This window comes from Halomonas sp. IOP_31 (assembly GCF_021151495.1).
GTDB lineage: Bacteria > Pseudomonadota > Gammaproteobacteria > Pseudomonadales > Halomonadaceae > Modicisalibacter > Modicisalibacter zincidurans.
In genome coordinates, this window is sequence record NZ_JAIRBP010000038.1 from 1 (window position 1) to 18,939 (window position 18,939).

The following is an 18,939-nucleotide window of genomic DNA, read 5'->3' on the forward strand; positions in this document are numbered from 1 at the left end:
ACGGAGGAAGCAGATAGGCCGTATGACGATCGACAGAACGAAAGTGGCTCATGGCGGGTCCGTGGTCAGTTTGATGCCGGCATTATCTCATGCTGGAGTGGAAAGTCCGACAGGCTGCTAGGGACTCTCCTGGGGGGCCGAGTTGGGGCCGAGCGGGTGTCGCAGCTCGGCGTGAAAGTGCCAGCGCCAGGTCGGCGCCACCGAGCGGTCGTTGACCAGCCGTGCGTTGAGCATGTCCTTGTCGTGGGTGCGCGCGTGCGCGACGGCCGCGTCCTCGCCCATGCCCCGCCAGCGAGCGAGCAGCCGCTCGACCAGCACGGCATCGGGCACTTCGATGAACAGCGTCAGGTCGAACAGTGCGTGCAGTTCGCGCCAGGGCGCGACGTCGAGCAGCAGGTAATTGCCCTCGACGAGCACCAGGCGGTGCTCGGGCAGGATCAACCGGCCGCCGGCGCGCGCCAGGTCGAGCGGACGATCGAACACCGGCACCGCGACGGTGCGATCGGCGCGACGGATGCGTTCCAGATCGTGCTTGAGCCCGTCGCAGTCGAAGGTCTCGGGGGCGCCCTTGATCGCTAGCCGGCCCTGCGGCGCGAGCACCGCGTTGTCGAAGTGATAGCCGTCCATCGGCACGATGGCGGCACATCCTGGCCGACGGACGTTGAGTTCACGGCACAGCCAGCCTGAGAGGAAGGATTTACCGGCCGCCGGCGGACCCGCCAGGGCGACGATGAAGCGTTGGCGTTGTTGATCAGCCGCCGCGAGCAACCGTGTCGTCATCTCGTGGATATTCGGAGTCATTATTGTTCCCGCATGGTCAAAAAATCGCCGAGCGGACTCGGCGCCCCCGAATGAACCGCAAGGCGCACCGCGCGCAGGAGCCCGAGAATATGGGGTATATGTGAGGGACTCCGAGCACCACGCAACGCAGCGATTCGCCCGCGCAGGCATTTTTTCAGCTCATCCAGTTGCCGCCGTCGACGTTGAGCGTCTGCGCCACCACGTAGTCGCTGTCGCCGGAGGCCAGGAACACCGCGGCGCCGACATGATCCTCGGGGCGGCCCATGCGCCCGTAGGGCACCGCTTCACCGACCAGGCGCTTCTTCTCGCCGGCCGGACGCCCCTCGTAGCGCGCGAACAGCGCATCGACCTCGTCCCACATCGGCGTGTCGACCACCCCCGGCGCGATGCCGTTGACGTTGATGCGATGCTCGATCAGCGCCAGACCGCAGGACTGGGTGAGGCTGATCACCGCGGCCTTGGACGCGCAGTACAGGCTGACCAGCGGCTCGCCGCGGCGCCCGGCCTGGGAAGCCATGTTGATGATCTTGCCGCCGGCGCCACGCTCGACCATGCGTGCGGCAACCGCCTGCAGGGTGAAGAAGGTGCCCTTGACGTTGATGGCGAACTGCCGCTCGTAGCTGGCCTCGCTGACTTCGAGCAGCGGGGCCATGTCGAACACCGCGGCGTTGTTGACCAGGATGTCGATGCCTCCGAAACGCGCCTCGACGGCCTCGATCATCGCCTGCCGCGAGGCGGCGTCGGCGACGTCGAGGCGTACCGCGATCACCGGCGCGTCGCGCGAGTCGGCCTGGATCTCGGCCACCGCCTGCTCGGCGGCGGCGCTGTCGATGTCGGCGATCGCCACGCGGGCGCCCTCGTCCAGGTAGCGTTTGACGATCGCCAGGCCGATACCCCGCGCCCCGCCGGTCACCACTGCCGTTCGCTTGTCGAGTTTCATCGCTGTGGTTCCTTGTCCGAGTGAAGTCATGATGAAGCGCCAGCCCCGGGCAGCCGGTCACGCCAGCGACGGCCTTCAGCAACGGCGCGCCGCTCGCCACGCCAGCGCATGACCAGCGCACCGAGTTCCGCCATGCACTCGAGCACCTGCCAGACGCCCGCCTCGCGCAGCCGGGCGTCGTGACCGGGTTCGATATGGCTGGCGCCGGTGAAGCCGATCACCGTCATGCCCGCGGCCCGGGCCGCGCTGGCCCCGGAGACGCTGTCCTCGACCACCAGGCAGGCCTCGGGTACGATCCCGAGGCTTTCCGCCGCCAGCAGGTAGACATCCGGTGCCGGCTTGGGCCGAGCCACCTGCTCGGCGGTGAACAGCGGCGCCTCGCCCAGTTGGGCATCCAGCCCGGTGCTGGCCAACGAGGCGACGACCCGCCGCCGGCTGCTGTTGGAAACGATCGCCAGCGGCAGGTCGAGCGCGTCGATCGCCGCCGCCACGCCGACCATCGCCTCGAGTTCGGCGGCCAGGCGCGTCTCGATCGCCGCATCGATGCGCTCGAGGGCGTCATAGGGCAAGGCATGAGTGCTGCGGACAGCGAGATGATCGAGAATCGCCTGGGTGGTCATGCCCAGCGCGCGACGCAGCTCATCGTCGGCATGCAGGTCGGGCAGCCAAGCCGCCAGCCGCTCGCGCAGCACCTGCTCGGCGATCGCTTCGCTGTCGACCAGCACCCCGTCGCAATCGAAGATCAGCAACTCCATGGGCGACTCCATCACTGGCCGCCCGAGCCGGACTGCGCGCGATTTTCCTTGCGATCGATGTCGACCAGCGGATGGCGATGCAGATGGCTCAGCGCCGCGCCATCGGCGCTGAAGAGATGCGCGCAGGCCGGGTCGAAGGTGAAGCGGACCTCGTCGTGCACGCGATGGGCGACGTCGCCGTCGGCGACCAGGATCCATTCGCGCTCGCCGTGCTCGAGATACAGCGAGGTGACCCCGCCGAGGCGCTCGATGACCACGATCTTGCCGGCCAGCGGCCCCTGGTCGTCGAGGGTCAGGTGTTCGGGGCGGATGCCCAGGGTCAGGGTGTCGCCGGGGCGACAGTCGCCGCCGTCGACCGGCACCCGGCACTCGCCGCCGCCGGGCAGGCGCACCGCGACGCCCTCGGCGTTGGCGTCGAGCACCTCGACGTCGGTGAAGTTCATCTTCGGCGAGCCGATGAAGCCGGCCACGAAGCGGTTGCGGGGGTGGTGGTAGAGTTCCATCGGCGAGCCGATCTGCTCGACCACCCCGCCCTGCAGCACGACGATCTTGTCGGCCATGGTCATGGCCTCGATCTGGTCGTGGGTGACGTAGATCATCGTCGCGTCGAGCTCGTCGTGGAGCCGCGCCAGCTCGATGCGCATCTGCACGCGCAGCGCCGCGTCAAGATTCGACAATGGCTCGTCGAACAGGAAAATGCTGGGGTTGCGCACGATCGCCCGGCCGATCGCCACACGCTGGCGCTGGCCGCCGGACAGCGCACGGGGCTTGCGGTCGAGCAGGGGCTCGAGCTGCAGGATGCGCGCGGCGGCGAGCACCTTCTCGCGGCGCTCGGCCTTGGATACCTTGGCCAAACGCAGGCTGAAGCCCATGTTGTCCTCGACGCTCATGTGCGGGTAGAGCGCGTAGCTCTGGAAGACCATCGCCAGGCCGCGATCGGCGGGGCCGACGTCGTTGATGCGCACACCGTCGATGGAGATATCGCCGCGGGTGGTGCTCTCGAGCCCGGCGATCATCCGCATCAGGGTCGACTTGCCGCAGCCGGAGGGGCCGACGAAGACCACGAACTCCCGATCCTTGACCTCCAGATCGATCCCCTTGATGACCTGAGTGTCACCGAATTCCTTGACGATGTTGTTGAGTTGTAGCGTTGCCATGGCGGGTTCCTTATTTGACGGCGCCGAAGGTGAGGCCACGAACCATCTGTTTTTGGGTCATCCAGCCGAAGATCAGGATCGGCGCGATGGCCAGCGTCGAGGCGGCGGACAGCTTGGCCCAGAACAGCCCTTCGGGACTCGAGAAGGAGGCGATGAAGGCAGTCAGCGGAGCAGCGTCGGAGGTGGTCAGGTTGAGACTCCAGAACGCCTCGTTCCAGCTCAGGATCACCGACAGCAGCCCGGTGGAGGCGATCCCCGGCAGGGTCAGCGGCAGCAGCAGATAGAGCACTTCCTGCAGCGTGCCGGCGCCGTCCATGCGCCCCGCCTCGAGGATGTCCTTGGGAATGTCCTTGAAGAAGGTGTAGAGCATCCACACCACGATCGGCAGGTTCATCAGCATGTAGACGAGGGTCAGCCCGAGCTGCGAATCGAGCAGGCCCATGTCGCGAAACAGCAGGTACACCGGCATCAGCACGCCGACCGGCGGCAGCATCTTGGTGGACAGCATCCACAACAGCGTGCCCCGGGTACGCTTGGTCGGCAGGAAGGCCATGGAGTAGGCCGCCGGAATCGCCACGATCAGCGCCAACAGGGTCGAGCCGAACGAGATCACGATGCTGTTCAGGGCGAACTTCAAGTAGTCGGCACGTGCCATGACTTCGTGATAGCCCGCCAGGGTCGGCTCGAAGACTAGCGTCGGCGGCGCGATGGCCTGAACCTCGGTCTTGAAGCCGGTCAGCACCATCCAGAAGATCGGGAAGAACACGATCAGCGCGATGCCCCAGGCGAGCAGCGTGAGCAGCAGTTTCTTGGTCATCGAAGGGTTCATGCAGTGCTCCTCGCCTCAGGTCTCGAGGTTCTTGGCCACGGTGCGGACCAGGAAGATCGCCACTATATTGGCGAGAATGATCGCGATGACCCCGCCGGCCGAGGCGCCGCCCACGTCGAAATCCAGCAACGCACGGATATAGATGAAATAGGCCAGGTTGGTCGAGGCCAGCCCCGGACCGCCCGAGGTGGTGACGAATATCTCGGCGAACACGGTCAGCAGGAAGATCATCTCGATCATGATCACCACGCTGATCGCCCGCTTGAGGTGCGGCAGGGTGATGAACCAGAAGATCGCCAGCGGGCCCGCGCCGTCCATGCGCGCCGCCTCGACCTGGTCATCGTCGAGCGACTGGATGGCGGTAAGCAGGATCAACAGCGCGAACGGCATCCACTGCCAGGCGACGATGACGATGATCGAGGTCAGCGGCATCGCCGAGAACCAGTCGATCACCGGCAGGCCGAGCAGCTTGCTCAGCCAGGCGAACACTCCATAGACTGGGTGCATCATCATGTTCTGCCAGATCAGTGCACTGACCGTGGGCATGACGAAGAACGGCGCGATGACCAGCAGCCGGGCGATGCCGCGGCCGAAGAATTCCTGCTGGAAGAGCACCGCCAGCAACGTGCCGCCGATCACGCTGATCGCCAGCACCCAGCCGACCAGCAACAGGGTATTGCCCATCGCCGTCCACAGCGCCGGATCGTTCACCAGGTAATAGTAATTTTCCCAGCCGGCAAATCCCGAAATGCTGGGCATCATCAGATTGTAACGCTGGAACGAGAACCACACGGTCATCGCCAGCGGCACCAGCATCCACAACAACAACACGGTAACCGCCGGGCCCTGCAGAAACAGGTTGCGGAAGCCCCCGACGGTTCGTCCGGACGTTCTTTCGCGCATGGGGATACCCATTCAGCGGTGAGGGGTCGGTAAAAGCGGCCGGGTCATGGTGACCCGACCGAAGCGGGACGCGCGTTACTGGTAGTAGCCGGCCTGGCGCATGGTACGTTCGGCGGCGCGCTGGGCGGCACTCAAGGCCTGATCGACGCTGCGCTGCTCGGCGAGGGCGGCGGCGATCATCTGCCCTACCTGGGTACCGATGGCCTGGAATTCGGGAATGCCGACATACTGCACCCCGGTGTAGGGGACCGGCTTGGCACTCGGATCGTTGGGATCTGCCGTCTGAATGGCGTTGAGCACGAAGTCGGCGAACGGCGCGGCTTGCTGGTACTCGGGATTCTCGTAGGTGGACTGACGCGTTCCCGGCGGCACATTGGTCCAGCCTTCAGTTTGCCCTACCAGATTCACGTACTCCTCGGACGTCGCCCAGGTGATGAAGGTCTTGGCGGCCTGCTTGGCGTCGGAAGAAGACGGAACGGCCAGCGACCAGGCCCACAGCCAGTTCGCCCCCTTGGGGGTCTCGGCGATCGGCGCCGGAGCAAAGCCCACCGTGTCGGCCACCTGGGACTGCTCGGCATCGTACAGCTTGCCGGCCGCTGACGTGGCATCGACCCACATGCCGCACTTGCCACCGGCGAACAGCGCCAGGTTCTCGTTGAAACCGTTGGAGGTCGCCCCCGGCGGGCCATACTGGTTCATCAGCTCGACGTAGAAGCTGATCGCCGCGTTCCAGGCCGGCGAATCGATCGTCGGTTGCCAGTTTTCATCGAACCAACGACCGCCGTAGGTATTCACCAGCGTCGACAGGAAGGCCATGTTCTCGCCCCAGCCCGGCTTGCCGCGCAGGCAGATGCCGTAGACGCCATTGGCGGGATCGTTGAGCTGGCCCGCCCACTTTTCGACCTGCTGCCAGGTCGGCTGCTCGGGCATGGTGATACCGGCTTGCTCGAACAGGTCCTTGCGATAATAGAGCATTGAGCTCTCGCCGTAGAACGGCAAGGCGTAGAGGGTATCCTTATAACTCAACGCGTCGCGAATCGGCTTGAGCAGGTCGTCCTTGGCGTAGGACTCGGGCAGATCGTCGAGCGGCGTCAGCCATCCGCGTTCGGCCCAGATGGGGACTTCGTAGGTACCGATGGTCATCACATCATACTGGCCGCCCTGGGTCGCGATGTCGGTGGTCATGCGCTGGCGCAGGACGTTTTCCTCGAGCACCACCCAGTCCAGAGTGATATCCGGATAGGCCTTTTCGAATTCGTCGGTCAGGCCCTGCATGATGATCATGTCGTTGTTGTTCACCGTGGCCACGGTGATGGTCTCGGCGTGGGCCGAGACGGAAGCGAGAGCGATGGCCCCCGCGAGCGGAATCTTGTGCTGTAACCGCATGGCATGCCCCTTGGCGGAGAGTGTTGGGTTCTTGTTGATCAATCTACTCAACAGCAATACAAATGATCATTTAGCGCTTTGAAAAAAGCAAATCCCCGCCTGTTATACTTTGGACTAACCCCCTTCCCTATCAATGATATAGCGCGCCGCCTGCTCGTCGGTGACCAGCCCCTTGAGCCAGCCGCCGCGCAGCGCGGCGAGGATCGCCGGCCCCTTGTCGCGCCCGCCGGCGAGCCCCACCAGGGTCTGGGTGGCGAGCCGCCGCAGCGCCAGGCTGGTGATGCGCTGGGTGATCGGGCACTCGATCAGCTCGCCGCGGGCGTTGAACGGCCAGCCCAGCAGCTCGCCCACTGCGCCGGCACCAAGCAGTTCGTTGAGCTCGTCCTCGCTGATGAAGTGATCCTGGAACAGCGTGGCCTGGGGGTCGATGCGGCCGATGCCGATGAACCCCGCCTCGGACTCCATCGCCACGTCGCTGACCGCGCGCACCAATGGCTGGGCGAGCAGTGTATGCTTTTCCTCCACCGAGCCGGCGACCACCGGGGCCGGCAGCAAAAAGCGCTCGGCACCGGTCTTGTCGGCCAGCACCATCACCCCGTCGTAGCGGTTGGCCGAGCCGTCGCGGGCGATGTTGCCGACCAGCGAGACGAAACGATGCTGGGGGCGTTCGAGGCGGCTCAACGCCTCGACGGTGGCGCGCACCGCGCGGCCGGTGCCCAGCGACAAGGTCAGCGGCTCGGCTCGATTGACGTAGCGCAGCAGCCGCTCGGCGCCCGCCTGGGCGATGAAGTGCGAGGTCGTGTCGCGGAGGTCGCGACTGTCGGGATCGGAGGGCACCACGTCGCAGAAACTCAGCCCGAAGCGCGACACCAGCGCATCCGCCATCGCCATGCAACTGGCCAGCGGATGGTCGATATGCACCTTGACCAGCCCTTCCTGGCGGGCCAGGGCCAGCAGGCGCTGAACGCCGGGGCGCGACACGCCCAGCTGGCTGGCGATCTCGTCCTGGGTACGCCCGCCGACATACGAGAGCCAGGCCGCACGGGCGGCCTGGTCGAGCTTGAGCTGATACTTGTCCACGCCATTGGCCTCCGGTAACGATGCGCCGAATCATCGCAGCCCGAACACGGCGGTACAATAATGCAATCGCGCGCGAGCGGTGCGGCAATTAACCGCCCGGGCCCGCCACGCCGGGCAACCAGACATGCGCGGCGAGCCCGCCCAGCGCCGCGTCGTCGAGGCTCAGCGTGCCACCGTAGAGGGTCATCAGATCCTCGACGATCGCCAGCCCCAACCCCGAGCCGGAACGCCGCTCGTCGAGCCGCGCGCCTCGCGCCAGCGCCGCCTCGCGTTGCTCGGCGCTCATTCCCGGGCCGTCGTCCTCGATGCTCAGCCGCACCCCACCGACCTCGCCGGCCACGCGCAGGGTGACCCGCCGCCCGGCCCAGCGCAGCGCATTGTCGAGCAGGTTGCCGACCAGTTCCTGCAAATCCTGAGGGTCCATGCGTACCGCAAGGCTCGCATCGATGTCGCGCTCGAGCGCGATGCCACGCCGCCCGGCCAGCCGCGCCAGACCGTCGACCACCGGCGCGATCGCCTCGCCCAGGTGTACCCGCCCGGCCAGCGTCGCGCCCCCCGCGGCCGAGGCCCGCGCCAGGTGGTGGCGTACCGCCTGATCGATGCGCCCCAGCTCGTCGCGCACCTGCCGCCGCTCGCCCTCGGGCAGCCGGTCGGACAGCGCCTGCAGCACGCTGACCGGGGTCTTCAGCGCGTGGGCGAGATTGCCGGCGGCGCTGCGTCCGCGCTCGATCAGCCGCCGGTCGCGCTCGAGCACTTCGTTCATCGCCGTGGCCAATTCGCTCAGCTCGCCGGGCAGGCGGGTATCCAGGCGCTGCTCCTGGCCGGCTTCGATCCGCGTGAGATTGGCATGCAGCCGGCGCAGCGGCGCCAACCCCCAGCGGATCTGCACCGCCAGGCCACCCAACAGCAGCACGCCAAGGGTCAGCAGCGACAACCCCAGCAGCCATTCGAAACGCGCCACCTCGGCGTCGAGATCTTCCTGCGAGGCGGCGACACTGACGTGCAGACGCTGAGGATGCCCGGCCAGCTGCACGTCGCGCTCGATGACCCGCAACGGTTCGCCGCGTGGCCCGCTGATGTTGCGCAGGGTGACGCCGTCGGCCATCGACACCGGCAGGCGTTGGTCCCACAACGAACGCGAGACCAGCGAAGTACCATCATCGTCGCGGATCTGCCAGTACCAGCCTGAAAACACCCGCTCGAAGCGCGCATCGCCCAGCGTGCGCGAGATCTGCAGGCGCTGTTCGGTGGGGTTGTAGTCGAGAGCGGCGAGCACCACCTGGAGCAGCGAGCGCAGCCGCTGATCGAACGAGGCGGTCACCGCTTCGCGGAAGTTGTAGGCCAGTCCGGCGCCCGCCAACGGCAGTATCACCAGCACCAGCGCCAGCGAGGCCGCCAGCAGGCGTCGGCTCAGCGACCAGCCGGCGGGCCGCGTGGCCAGCGCCCGCAGCCACGCCCTGGCTTGCCGCCATGGGCGTGTCCTGGCAGCGCCATTCAAGGCGCGTCGGCCTCCACCGCCAGCACCCGGTAGCCCTGGCCGCGCAGGGTCTCGATGCGTTCGCTGCCGAGCTTGCGGCGCAGCCGGCTGATCTGCACGTCGATGACATTGGAGTCGGGCTCGTGGTCGCGATCGTAGACGTGTTCGGCGAGTTCGCTGCGGCTGACGATGCGCGGCGCGGCATGCATCAGATAGGCGAGCAGGCGCGACTCCTGGGCGGTCAGCGTCACCGGGCGACCGGCCAGGGTGACACTGGCGGTATGGGTGTCGAAAGCCAGCTCGCCGAGCCTCAGCAGCGGGTGGGCGTGACCATGGCTGCGCCGCACCAGTGCCCGCAGGCGAAACAGCACCTCGGCAGTCTCGAACGGCTTGGTGACGTAGTCGTCGGCGCCGGCCGAGAAACCGGCGGCCTTGTCCGACCAGCGCTCGCGGGCGGTGAGCACCAGCACCGGCAGGTCGATGGCATCGTCACGCCACTGCGCCAGCCAGCGCGTGCCATCGCCATCGGGCAGGCCCAGGTCGAGCACCACCGCGTCGTAGCGTTCGGTGCGCACCAGGAAATCGGCCTCGCCACCATGGCCGACGCTCTCGACCAGCACCCCGGCGTCGCGCAGCGACTCGCCGAGCGCCGCGGCCAGGGCCCGATCGTCCTCCACCAGCAATACTTTCATGGCAATACGCTCATGGTCGCTTCATCGCCTCGACATTGACGCCTTCGATATTCAGCAACTCGCCACTGGCGGCGTCGAATTCGAACGCGACCAGTTGCCCCTGGGGGCCGATCATCTCGATATCGTAGCGGGTCGCATCGTCGTCGCGTTCGAGATCCACCTTGAGAACCTGACCGTCGTAACGTGCCTGCAGCCAGTCGAGCACGCTGGGCAGCGACACCAGACGCCCCTGACGGACTTCGTCGCGCAGGTCGCGCCAGTCGTCATCGGCGGCCGGCACGGCCAACGGCCACCCCAGCAGCGCCGCCAGCAGCAGCGTTCGACAGCCAATCATCCAGACATGGGCAATAGTCATCTTATCAGCTTGCCGAAAACGCCATGAACGGGCCATGAACGCCAGCCGATCGACCCATGTCGGCAATGAATGCACCATGAACGATATTTTCAGGCCACGGCAAGGTCGCGCGGCGTAAAACGGACCCTGGCATCACACGGCAATCGCCGCAAGGGAGACACGACATGAGAACACTGCGTATGCTGATGGTACCCGTGGCCTTTTCCGGTGGCCTGTCGAGCCTGGCGCTGGCCGACGACGGCAGCGTGACCTTCGCCGAACTGGATTCACTGCTCGCCTCGGCCGGTCAGCACGACGTCACCGCTTATGAAGAAATCGCCGTCAAGGACGGCGGGCGCATCGAGATGCAAGGCTGGCGCGACGACGGCTGGCAGCTCGATGTCGAGTCGCTGCAGCGCGACGGCTCGCTGACTCGTGAAGCGCAGCAGCGCAGCGACATTCCCACGTGGAGCCTTGCCGGAGGCGATGTCGAGCAAACGCTGAACGTGGCACGCCGCTCCGGCCTGCAACGATTCGAGTCGCTCGATGTCGATGCATCGGGTCATCTTGACATCGAAGACTACGACAACCAGCGCCGCGAGATCGAGCTGCGCCTCGACGGCAGCGATTTCTCGACCATCGGAGTGGACAATGCCTGAACGCAACGATTCACGCCAGAGCAACGCTCGCCATGCCGGCGCCGGCCGGGACAATGCCGCCTGGCAAGCGGCGAGGGCCTGGCAGGCCCGTGCACGCCGCGCGCGGCCTTCCGCCACGATGAGCGGCCCGCGGCTGTTCTTCACCTGGCTGATATTCGGCGTGCTGATGCTCGTCGGGACCGCACTCGGGCTGTTCTTCCTGCTGGTCGGCTGGCTGATGCTGCCGCTGGTACGCCATCGCATGAAGAAGCAGGCCGAGGCGTTTCGCGCCCGTCACGCCCGGAATATCGGCGGCAGCGACGCTGCTCGCCACGAGACCCGACCAGGCCGGCAAGAGGTGCTGGAGGGCGACTACGAAGTGCGTGACGAACCCTCTCGTTCGGCGCGGGACCGTGACGGGTTCGACTAGCCGGTTCCAGCGGGGCGAGCAAAAAAAGCCCGCGCCGGGGTTGCGCGGGTCGAGGTGGGTGGAGCTTCGATGCACTCGGAACATGCATAAGCCGGTCTGGTTGGCCTCCAGACACTTCAAGCCTAGGGTCTGCCCGGTCATGCTTCCAATGCATCATCGCCATTGGAGCGATAACGCGAAACAATCACACGCCACCTCGCCCGGCGGACCCGCACCCAGCGAGAACCTGGGCAGGATGGCATGGCTGCGCGGCGCCGGTCGCCGAGCGAGGTGGCTATTCGATGGCCTCGTAGGGCAGCCCGACGTAGTTCTCGGCGATGGTGGTCAGTCCCGCCCGGCTGGCGGTGTAGTAGCCGAGTTCGGCCTGCTGGATGCGTCGACCGAAATCCTCCTGATCGGAAAACCTGTGCAGGTTGGCGGTCATCCACCACGAAAAGCGCACCGCCTTCCAGACCCGCCGCAGGCAGATTTCCGAATAGCGCTCGATCAGCTCGACGCGCCCTTCCCGGTAGACCTCGAGCATGATCCGATAGAGCGTGCTGACGTCGCTGGCCGCCAGATTGAGCCCCTTGGCCCCGGTGGGCGGCACGATGTGCGCGGCATCGCCGACCAGAAACAACCGCCCGTAGCGCATCGGCTCGGCGACGAAGCTGCGCGATGCTCTTCTCGATCGAGGGGCCGGTGACCAGCCTGGCGGCCACGTCGTCGGGCAGGCGCGCCTTGAGCTCGGCCCAGAAGCGCGCGTCCGACCACGCCTCGAGCTGCTCGCCCTCGGGCACCTGCACGTAGTAGCGGCTGCGCCTCGCCGAACGCATGCTGCACAGCGCGAAGCCGCGTGCGTGGCTGGCATAGATCAGCTCGTCGGAGACCGGCGGCGTGTCGGAGAGCACGCCCAGCCAGCCGAACGGATAGGTGCGCTCGAAGGTCTTGAGCCGCTCGGCGGGGATGGTCTGCCGCGATACGCCATGGTAGCCGTCGCAGCCGGCGATGTAATCGCACGCCAGGGTCTGGCGCTGGCCGTCCTTGACGAAGGTGACATAGGGCGATTCGCCGTCGACGTCGTGAAGCTGCACGTCATCGGCCTGGTAGAGCGTCGTCGCCCCGGCTTCGCGGCGCGCCGCCATCAAGTCGCGGGTGAGTTCGGTCTGGCCGTAGACCATGACCGTCTTGCCACCGGTCAGTCCGGCGAGGTCGACGCGCACGCGGCGGTTCTCGAAAGCCAGCTCGAAGCCGCCATGCGTCAGCCCCTCGGCATCCATGCGCTCGCCGACACCGGCTTCGCGCAGCAGATCGACCATGCCCTGCTCGAGCACGCCGGCACGAATGCGGCTCAGCACGTACTCGCCGGAGCGGCGTTCTAAAATCACGTTGTCGATGCCGTGACGATGCAACAGCTGGCCCAGCAACAGCCCGGAGGGGCCGGCGCCGATGATCGCGACCTGCGTCTTCATGATGGGGACTCCTTCGTGCCGGCCGGGGCGAACGCCGCTGTTCGGCTCCGTCATCGGTCGGCTCGCTATCGATGAATGGTATTTTTCATCGAATCGCGACGGCGAATAAGGCAGAATTCGGACTAAAATCGAGACATTCGCAAGATCGCCCCCTGACTTTGGTCTAGCCCGACGGTGATATCCGCAGGAGCACAGCGCATGGCCGATTGGCCGCACGACATCGTTCCGGTCTTCCAGCTGTACGGCGAGACCGGCCACTGGCCGACCCCCGACCTGCTGCACTGCGAGTCGATCGCCGCACGCAGCCGCCTGCACGACTGGCACATCAAGCCGCACCGCCATGCCGATCTGCTGCACCTGCTGCATATCGAGGCCGGCCGGGTGCAGCTGCATCTCGAGGGCCGCGAACGCGATCTCCAGGGGCCGCTGCTGATCGTCGTGCCGGCCGTGGCGATTCACGGCTTCCGCTTCTCGAGCGACATCGACGGCCACATCATCAGCCTGGCCAAGCCGCTCGCCGCACACCTGCAGGCGCGTCTCGCAGCGCTCGGCGAAGTGCTCGCCCGACCCGCGCCCTATCCACTGGCCGAGCAGCCCGAGCAGGCCGTTATCGCCGAGCTGGTGACGCGCATCGACGACGAATACCGCCAGCCGGCCCAGGGCCGAGAGGCGCTGCTGCACGCCCTGGTCCAGGCGCTCGCCGTGCAACTTGCGCGGCGCGCCGAGCGGCGCCGGCCGCAACGCGTCATGGCCCACGACCGGGGCCAGGGCCACCTGCAACGTTTCCAGGCGCTGATCGAGGCACGTTACGCCGAGCAGCCGAGCATCGAGACGCTGGCCGGCGAACTCGGCGTAACCAGCGCGCATCTCAACACCCTGTGCCGGCGCCTGGCCGCACGCAGCGCCCTGCAACTGCTTCACGAGCGCTTGCTGCTCGAGGCCAAGCGCCAGCTCACCTACACCAACATGACCGTCGGCCAGATCGCCGATGGACTGGGGTTTTCCGAGCCGGGCTATTTTGCCCGCTTCTTCAAGCGCCACACCGGCCAGTCGCCCAAGACGTTTCGCCTGAGCCGCTGACGCCCCGGTGCAGGGCCCGACACGCAAGCGCCCCGCACGAGGCGGGGCGCTTGGCCGTATCGCGATACCCGCGCGTCAGAGCAGCTTGAGATACTTGGCGTGATAGCGCAGATGGTCGTCGATGAAACTGGCGATGAAGAAGTAGCTGTGGTCGTAACCGGGCTGGCGGCGCAGGGTCAGCGGATGGTTGTTGGTCCGACACACCGTCTCGAGACGTTCGGGCTTGAGCTGCTCGTCGAGGAAAGCGTCGGCCTCGCCCTGGTCGATGAACAACGGTTGCCGCGAGACGCCCTTGACCACCAGTTCGCAGGCATCGTACTGGCGCCAGTCGCCGCGCTCCTCGCCCAGGTAGTTCTTGAAGGCCTTCTGGCCCCATGGCGCATCCATCGGGTTGACCAACGGGGCGAACGCCGATACCGAGGCGAAGCGGCCCGGCTGGCGCAGCGCCAGCACCAGCGCGCCGTGGCCGCCCATCGAGTGGCCGCTGATCGCCTCGCGGCCGTTGAGCGGAAAGTGCTGGCGCGCCACCGACGGCAACTCGTCGTTGACGTAATCGTACATGCGATAGTGGCGTGACCAGGGTTCGCGCTTGGCGTTGAGATAGAAGCCCGCGCCGGAACCGAAGTCGTAGCTGTCGTGCTCGCCGGGCAGGTCGAGACCGCGCGGGCTGGTGTCGGGGCAGATGATCGCCATGCCCAGCTCGGCGGCGAGCCGCTGCGCGCCGGCCTTCTGCATGAAATTCTCGTCGTTGCAGGTCAGCCCCGACAGCCACCACAACACCGGCACCTTGCGCTCCTCGGCCTGTGGCGGCAGGTAGATCGAAAAGACCATCTCGCAGTCCAGGCTACGGGCATGGTGCCTGTAGCGTTTGAGCCAGCCGCCGAACGACTTGGTGGCGGAAACCAGCTCCAGCGATTCGGACATGCTCATGCAGCCTCCTTACTCAATAATGCAGCACACTGCGGATGCTCTTGCCTTCATGCAACAGCTCGAAGGCCGCGTTGATCTGCTCGAAGGGCATGTCATGAGTGACGAACTCGTCGATCTTGAGCTCGCCGTTCATGTAGCGCTCGACGTAGCCGGGCAGCTCGCTGCGGCCCTTGACGCCGCCGAACGCCGAGCCTTTCCAGACCCGCCCGGTGACCAGCTGGAACGGCCGCGTGGCGATCTCCTCACCGGCCCCGGCGACGCCGATGATGATCGATTCGCCCCAGCCCTTGTGGCAGCATTCCAGCGCCGAGCGCATGACGTTGACGTTGCCGATGCACTCGAAGGAATAGTCGACGCCGCCGTCGGTCAAGTCGACGATCACCTGCTGGATGGGATCCGAGTAGTCCTTGGGATTGACGAATTCGGTGGCGCCGAACTGGCGCGCCAGTTCGAACTTGTCCGGGTTGACGTCGATGGCGATGATGCGTCCGGCCCGGGCCATCTGCGCGCCTTGGATCACCGCCAGGCCGATGGCGCCGAGACCGAACACCGCGACGGTCGCTCCCGGCTCGACCTTGGCGGTGTTGAGCACCGCGCCAATGCCGGTGGTGACCCCGCAGCCGAGCAGGCAGATCTTGTCCAGCGGCGCCGCCTTGGAGACCTTGGCCAGCGACACCTCGGGCAGCACGGTATATTCCGAGAACGTCGAGCAGCCCATGTAGTGATGCAGCGGCTGACTACCCAGCGAAAAGCGCGAGGTGCCGTCGGGCATCAGCCCCTTGCCCTGGGTGGCGCGCACCGCGCTGCACAGGTTGGTCTTGCCCGACAGGCAGAACTTGCACTGGCCGCATTCGGCGGTATACAGCGGGATCACGTGATCCCCCGGCGCCAGGCCGGTGACGCCCTCGCCGACTTCCTCGACGACGCCGGCGCCCTCGTGGCCCAGCACCGAGGGAAACAGCCCCTCCGGATCCGCGCCTGACAGCGTATAGGCATCGGTATGGCAGACGCTGGTGGCGACGATGCGCACCAGCACTTCACCGGCCTTTGGCCCCTCCACGTCGATTTCGGTGAGTTCCAGCGGCTGACCGGCTCCCCAGGCAATGGCGGCGCGTGATTTCATCGATGATCCTCCTGATTCGGTCGGTTGGGCGTTACGAGCGGCGTAGCGGCCCCAGTCTGAACCTGCTCAGTCTAAGCGCTTCGCGGTCGCCGATAAACGCCATGGCCGTCGAGAAATTGTCGAGCAGCGACGCTGCAGCGCCGGCAAGCATCGCGGCCCTCGTCGAAGGGAGCGTCAGGCAGGCTGCGGCGCGCTATGGCGCACCGCGTGTCGAGGCCCATCCGGCACGCTGGCCCTTTGCTGGCCAGCGCAGGATCTCACTTGGGCACCGGCCCCTCGTCCCCGGAGTGGGCATTGCTCATGCGCATGGCCGCCTCGGTGCCATCGAAGAAGATCGGCCGCACGCTGTCGTTGAGATAACAGTCGTCGAACTCGGCGACCCGCGCCAGCGCCTCGGGATCGGGTAGCGTGACGTGGTGACGCTCGCGCAGCACCAGTCCCTGTTCGCGGAACGCAGAGAACGTCCGGCTGACGTGCACGGCACTCAGGCCCAGCGTGTCGGCCAGCTGCTCCTGGGACAATGGCAGGCGAAAATCACCGTCGCTCAGCGCGCCGGTCTGCAACAACCGCAGGTACATCTCGTAGATGAAATGGGCGAGTTTCTGGTGGGCGGTGCGCCGCGCAAGGTTGACCAATCGCTCGGTGAGCAACGCCTGCTGGCGGCTGGAGATCGCGAACAGGATCGCCGTCAAGGTGGTCGACTGGTTGAAGATGTCGAGCAGGCGGCGATGCGGGAAATGGCAGATCACGCCGTCGTCGATCATCGCTACGCCGGCCAGGCGCTGGGAAAAGGCGAATTCGCGCAAGCCGATGATGTCGCCGGGCAGATAGATCTCCAGGATCTGCCGGCTGCCGTCGCCGAGATTACGGTAGGAATAGGCCCAGCCACGGCTCAGGGTGCAGAACTCGCTGGCGGGGTCTTCCTCTTGCCACAGGACGCTGCCGGCCTTCACGTGCCCCGGGCTCTCTTCGAGACGCAGCAATAGCTTCTTGTCATCGTCCGACAAGCGACAGAAATGATTGAAGTGACGAATGATGCAACTGTCCTGAAGGTTCATTCGGCGGGGTCTCCGGTTGGCTCGCTTCAGCGTCTTGCGTTATGTCCATGAAATGGTGCTCGGCTACTGCTGTTGCAAGGGATGACTTGCGCGGCACAGCTGCGCAAGGATGGCGCATTGCCCTTTTTTCTTCCGATAACCCAGGTTAATCAAGCCTCTCGACAACTGCCAGAAGTTGTTCTATACCCATTCCTTCCTGCCGGCCGGCGCTTCACTGGCCGTCGCCGGGCGCGGCACCCCGGAAATCGACGTCAATTGCTCCTCGATCCAGGCCTCGACCTCGATCAGCACCGCTTCCGGCGTGCGCCCTTGGGTAGCGATCGGCGCACCGACCACCACGTTCAGGGGCCCTGGATTCTTGACCCAATGCCGCCCGGGCCAGCGCTCGCCGGCATTGTGCGCCACCGGCAGCACCGGCACGCCGGCCCGACAGGCGATCACCGCGCCGCTCTTGTTGTAACGCCGCCGCTGGCCCGGCTCGACCCGCGTGCCTTCGGGAAAGATCAGCACCGACAAGCCTTCGCGCAAGCGCTGCGGACCCTGCGAGAGGACCTGTTTCATGGCCCGCGCCGGGCGCGAGCGATCCAGCGCGATCGGGTGCAATAGCCGCAGCGCCCAGCCGAACAGCGGCAGATTGAGCAGCTCCTGCTTGAGCACGGTGCATACCGGCGGCTTGAGTATCTGCAGGAACAGCGTCTCCCACTCGCATTGATGATTGGCGAGTATCACCACCGGCCCCGCCGGCACGTTGTCGCGCCCGCGCACCGTGTAACGCACGCCACAGACCCGCGCGAACCAGCCGACGATGAAGTGATTATAGAGATTGAGCAGCCGATAGCGGCCGGCCAGCGGCAACAGCGGCGTGATCGGCAGACACAGCAGACCGAATACCAGGATGGCCAGGAAATAGCCGACATAGAAGATCGCGCTGCGAATCGCGTTCATGGCGCCTCCTGAGCCTGATAGGCCTGGCACCAGGTGTCCAGCATGCGGCCCAGCTCGAGCCGCCAGGGTTTCTGGTGGACGCCGAAGGCATCCAGCACGCGCCGGCAGTTGAGCACCCGTCTCAGCGGTTGATCGTGGTGATGGTTGAGCGCCTTCAGCTCGCCGAGCGTCACCTGCTTGCCGAGCCCCTCGAGACGCGTCGCCAATTGGGTGCGCACCACCGAGGCAAAGGTATAGCCGCTGACCGGCTCGATTCCGGCCAGATGATAGGCGCCCCAGGCATTGGCGCCGCAGCCCTGCTGCTGAAGCATGCCGATCAGGGCCAGCGCCACGCAGTCCACCGATGTCGGGCAGAAGATGATGTCTTCGGCGACCCGGACTTGGCGGCCGGCCATCAGCGTATCGATCAACTCGGTCAGCCAGGCCCCGGCGCCTTCGAGGGCGAACAGCGGCCCCAGGCGCACGATAAGGTGGCGGGCGTGTTGCTCGCGCACCCGGTTGCCGGTCACGATCAGCCGACGCAGGTTCTCGTCGCGAGGCGAGGGAATCACGTGCTCGTCGATCGGCGTGTCGGCGCCGTCTTCGTAGAGCTGGTCGGACACGCACCAGACCAGCGGCATATCGTTGCGCTGGCAACACTCCAGCGCCCCCTCCACCGCTTCCGCATGGGCCATGACCGCCGATGGATCGGCATCGCTCGGCTGTACCAGCGGCGGGATCAGCACGGCATCCGGTGCCACTTCAGCGAGCCGCTCAGGGTCGAGGGCCAACCCTTCCTCGATGATCAGCTCGGTGTCCCCCCGCCGGTTGGCCTCGCGTGCCAGCGCCAGGCTCAAGCAGTGGGGGGCGTCCAGAATCAACAACTTCACGGCGCTTCCCTTGTAAAATTGGCTTCGCGTTCAACGACGCGGCGTGCAGCGCGACTCAGCC

At 66.2% G+C, this 18,939-nt stretch carries 19 protein-coding genes and 1 pseudogene; 3 read left to right on the plus strand and 17 right to left on the minus strand.

All coding sequences use genetic code 11. The features are described from left to right. Positions 1-117: 117 nt before the first annotated feature. The 11 genes from K7I12_RS15195 to K7I12_RS15245 all read right to left on the minus strand — a co-directional run bounded on the left by K7I12_RS15195 (position 118) and on the right by K7I12_RS15245 (position 10,375). Positions 118-801, minus strand: coding sequence for a nucleoside triphosphate hydrolase (locus tag K7I12_RS15195; RefSeq protein WP_051907515.1), 684 nt, complete (start codon positions 799-801; stop codon positions 118-120). A gap of 154 nt (positions 802-955) precedes the next feature. After that, positions 956-1,741 carry an L-iditol 2-dehydrogenase gene (locus K7I12_RS15200; RefSeq protein WP_231664607.1) on the minus strand — a complete coding sequence of 262 codons (786 nt, stop codon included), beginning with the start codon at positions 1,739-1,741 and terminating at the stop codon, positions 956-958. A gap of 26 nt (positions 1,742-1,767) precedes the next feature. Beyond that, positions 1,768-2,496 (minus strand): HAD family hydrolase, encoded by a 729-nt coding sequence (locus tag K7I12_RS15205; protein ID WP_231664608.1) that lies wholly within the window; start codon positions 2,494-2,496, stop codon positions 1,768-1,770. A gap of 11 nt (positions 2,497-2,507) precedes the next feature. Then, positions 2,508-3,653 carry an ABC transporter ATP-binding protein gene (locus K7I12_RS15210; protein WP_231664609.1) on the minus strand — a complete coding sequence of 382 codons (1,146 nt, stop codon included), beginning with the start codon at positions 3,651-3,653 and terminating at the stop codon, positions 2,508-2,510. A 10-nt stretch (positions 3,654-3,663) separates the two neighbouring features. Further along, positions 3,664-4,482, minus strand: coding sequence for a carbohydrate ABC transporter permease (locus tag K7I12_RS15215; protein WP_031384576.1), 819 nt, complete (start codon positions 4,480-4,482; stop codon positions 3,664-3,666). A gap of 15 nt (positions 4,483-4,497) precedes the next feature. Further along, positions 4,498-5,385 (minus strand): carbohydrate ABC transporter permease, encoded by an 888-nt coding sequence (locus K7I12_RS15220; protein WP_031384577.1) that lies wholly within the window; start codon positions 5,383-5,385, stop codon positions 4,498-4,500. 75 nt (positions 5,386-5,460) lie between these two features. Next, positions 5,461-6,771 (minus strand): ABC transporter substrate-binding protein, encoded by a 1,311-nt coding sequence (locus K7I12_RS15225; protein ID WP_231664610.1) that lies wholly within the window; start codon positions 6,769-6,771, stop codon positions 5,461-5,463. Between the two features lie 114 nt (positions 6,772-6,885). Then, complete coding sequence (locus K7I12_RS15230) at positions 6,886-7,851, minus strand: sugar-binding transcriptional regulator (protein ID WP_031384579.1); 966 nt, start codon at positions 7,849-7,851, stop codon at positions 6,886-6,888. Positions 7,852-7,939: 88 nt separating this feature from the next. Beyond that, a complete protein-coding gene (locus K7I12_RS15235) occupies positions 7,940-9,349 on the minus strand; it encodes a sensor histidine kinase (protein WP_331460597.1) in 1,410 nt (469 codons plus the stop codon). Continuing rightward, positions 9,346-10,020 (minus strand): winged helix-turn-helix domain-containing protein, encoded by a 675-nt coding sequence (locus tag K7I12_RS15240; protein ID WP_231664611.1) that lies wholly within the window; start codon positions 10,018-10,020, stop codon positions 9,346-9,348. Before K7I12_RS15240 ends, K7I12_RS15235 begins: the two co-directional genes overlap by 4 nt. 10 nt (positions 10,021-10,030) lie before the next feature. Next, entirely contained in the window at positions 10,031-10,375 is a 345-nt protein-coding gene (locus K7I12_RS15245) for a PepSY domain-containing protein (protein ID WP_031384582.1), read from the minus strand. A gap of 164 nt (positions 10,376-10,539) precedes the next feature. On the opposite strand from K7I12_RS15245, the gene K7I12_RS15250 reads away from it, so the two are divergent. Together K7I12_RS15250 and K7I12_RS15255 are read left to right on the plus strand one after the other, a co-directional pair. Beyond that, positions 10,540-11,013: a hypothetical protein gene (locus K7I12_RS15250; protein ID WP_150113115.1), complete on the plus strand. Its 474-nt coding sequence runs from the start codon at positions 10,540-10,542 to the stop codon at positions 11,011-11,013. Further along, positions 11,006-11,422, plus strand: coding sequence for a hypothetical protein (locus K7I12_RS15255; RefSeq protein WP_031384584.1), 417 nt, complete (start codon positions 11,006-11,008; stop codon positions 11,420-11,422). The genes K7I12_RS15250 and K7I12_RS15255 overlap by 8 nt, the downstream gene beginning before the upstream one ends. A gap of 274 nt (positions 11,423-11,696) precedes the next feature. On the opposite strand, the pseudogene pobA reads toward K7I12_RS15255, so the two are convergent. Next, positions 11,697-12,927 (minus strand): annotated as a pseudogene (gene pobA / locus K7I12_RS15260) (4-hydroxybenzoate 3-monooxygenase). A gap of 144 nt (positions 12,928-13,071) precedes the next feature. On the opposite strand from pobA, the gene K7I12_RS15265 reads away from it, so the two are divergent. Next, on the plus strand, positions 13,072-13,953 hold the full coding sequence (locus K7I12_RS15265) for a helix-turn-helix domain-containing protein (protein ID WP_231664612.1): 882 nt from the start codon (positions 13,072-13,074) through the stop codon (positions 13,951-13,953). Between the two features lie 75 nt (positions 13,954-14,028). Here the strand turns inward: K7I12_RS15265 and fghA are convergent, their stop codons facing one another. The 5 genes from fghA to K7I12_RS15290 all read right to left on the minus strand — a co-directional run bounded on the left by fghA (position 14,029) and on the right by K7I12_RS15290 (position 18,878). Beyond that, entirely contained in the window at positions 14,029-14,883 is an 855-nt protein-coding gene (gene fghA / locus K7I12_RS15270; protein WP_231664613.1) for an S-formylglutathione hydrolase, read from the minus strand. Between the two features lie 13 nt (positions 14,884-14,896). Next, a complete protein-coding gene (locus K7I12_RS15275) occupies positions 14,897-16,006 on the minus strand; it encodes an S-(hydroxymethyl)glutathione dehydrogenase/class III alcohol dehydrogenase (protein ID WP_231664614.1) in 1,110 nt (369 codons plus the stop codon). Between the two features lie 257 nt (positions 16,007-16,263). Further along, a complete protein-coding gene (locus K7I12_RS15280) occupies positions 16,264-17,064 on the minus strand; it encodes a Crp/Fnr family transcriptional regulator (protein WP_084173581.1) in 801 nt (266 codons plus the stop codon). 180 nt (positions 17,065-17,244) lie between these two features. Beyond that, positions 17,245-18,009, minus strand: a complete 765-nt coding sequence (locus K7I12_RS15285) for a lysophospholipid acyltransferase family protein (protein ID WP_231664615.1) — start codon at positions 18,007-18,009, stop codon at positions 17,245-17,247. Continuing rightward, positions 18,006-18,878, minus strand: coding sequence for a sugar nucleotide-binding protein (locus tag K7I12_RS15290; protein ID WP_031384591.1), 873 nt, complete (start codon positions 18,876-18,878; stop codon positions 18,006-18,008). The genes K7I12_RS15285 and K7I12_RS15290 overlap by 4 nt, the downstream gene beginning before the upstream one ends. Positions 18,879-18,939: the final 61 nt, after the last annotated feature.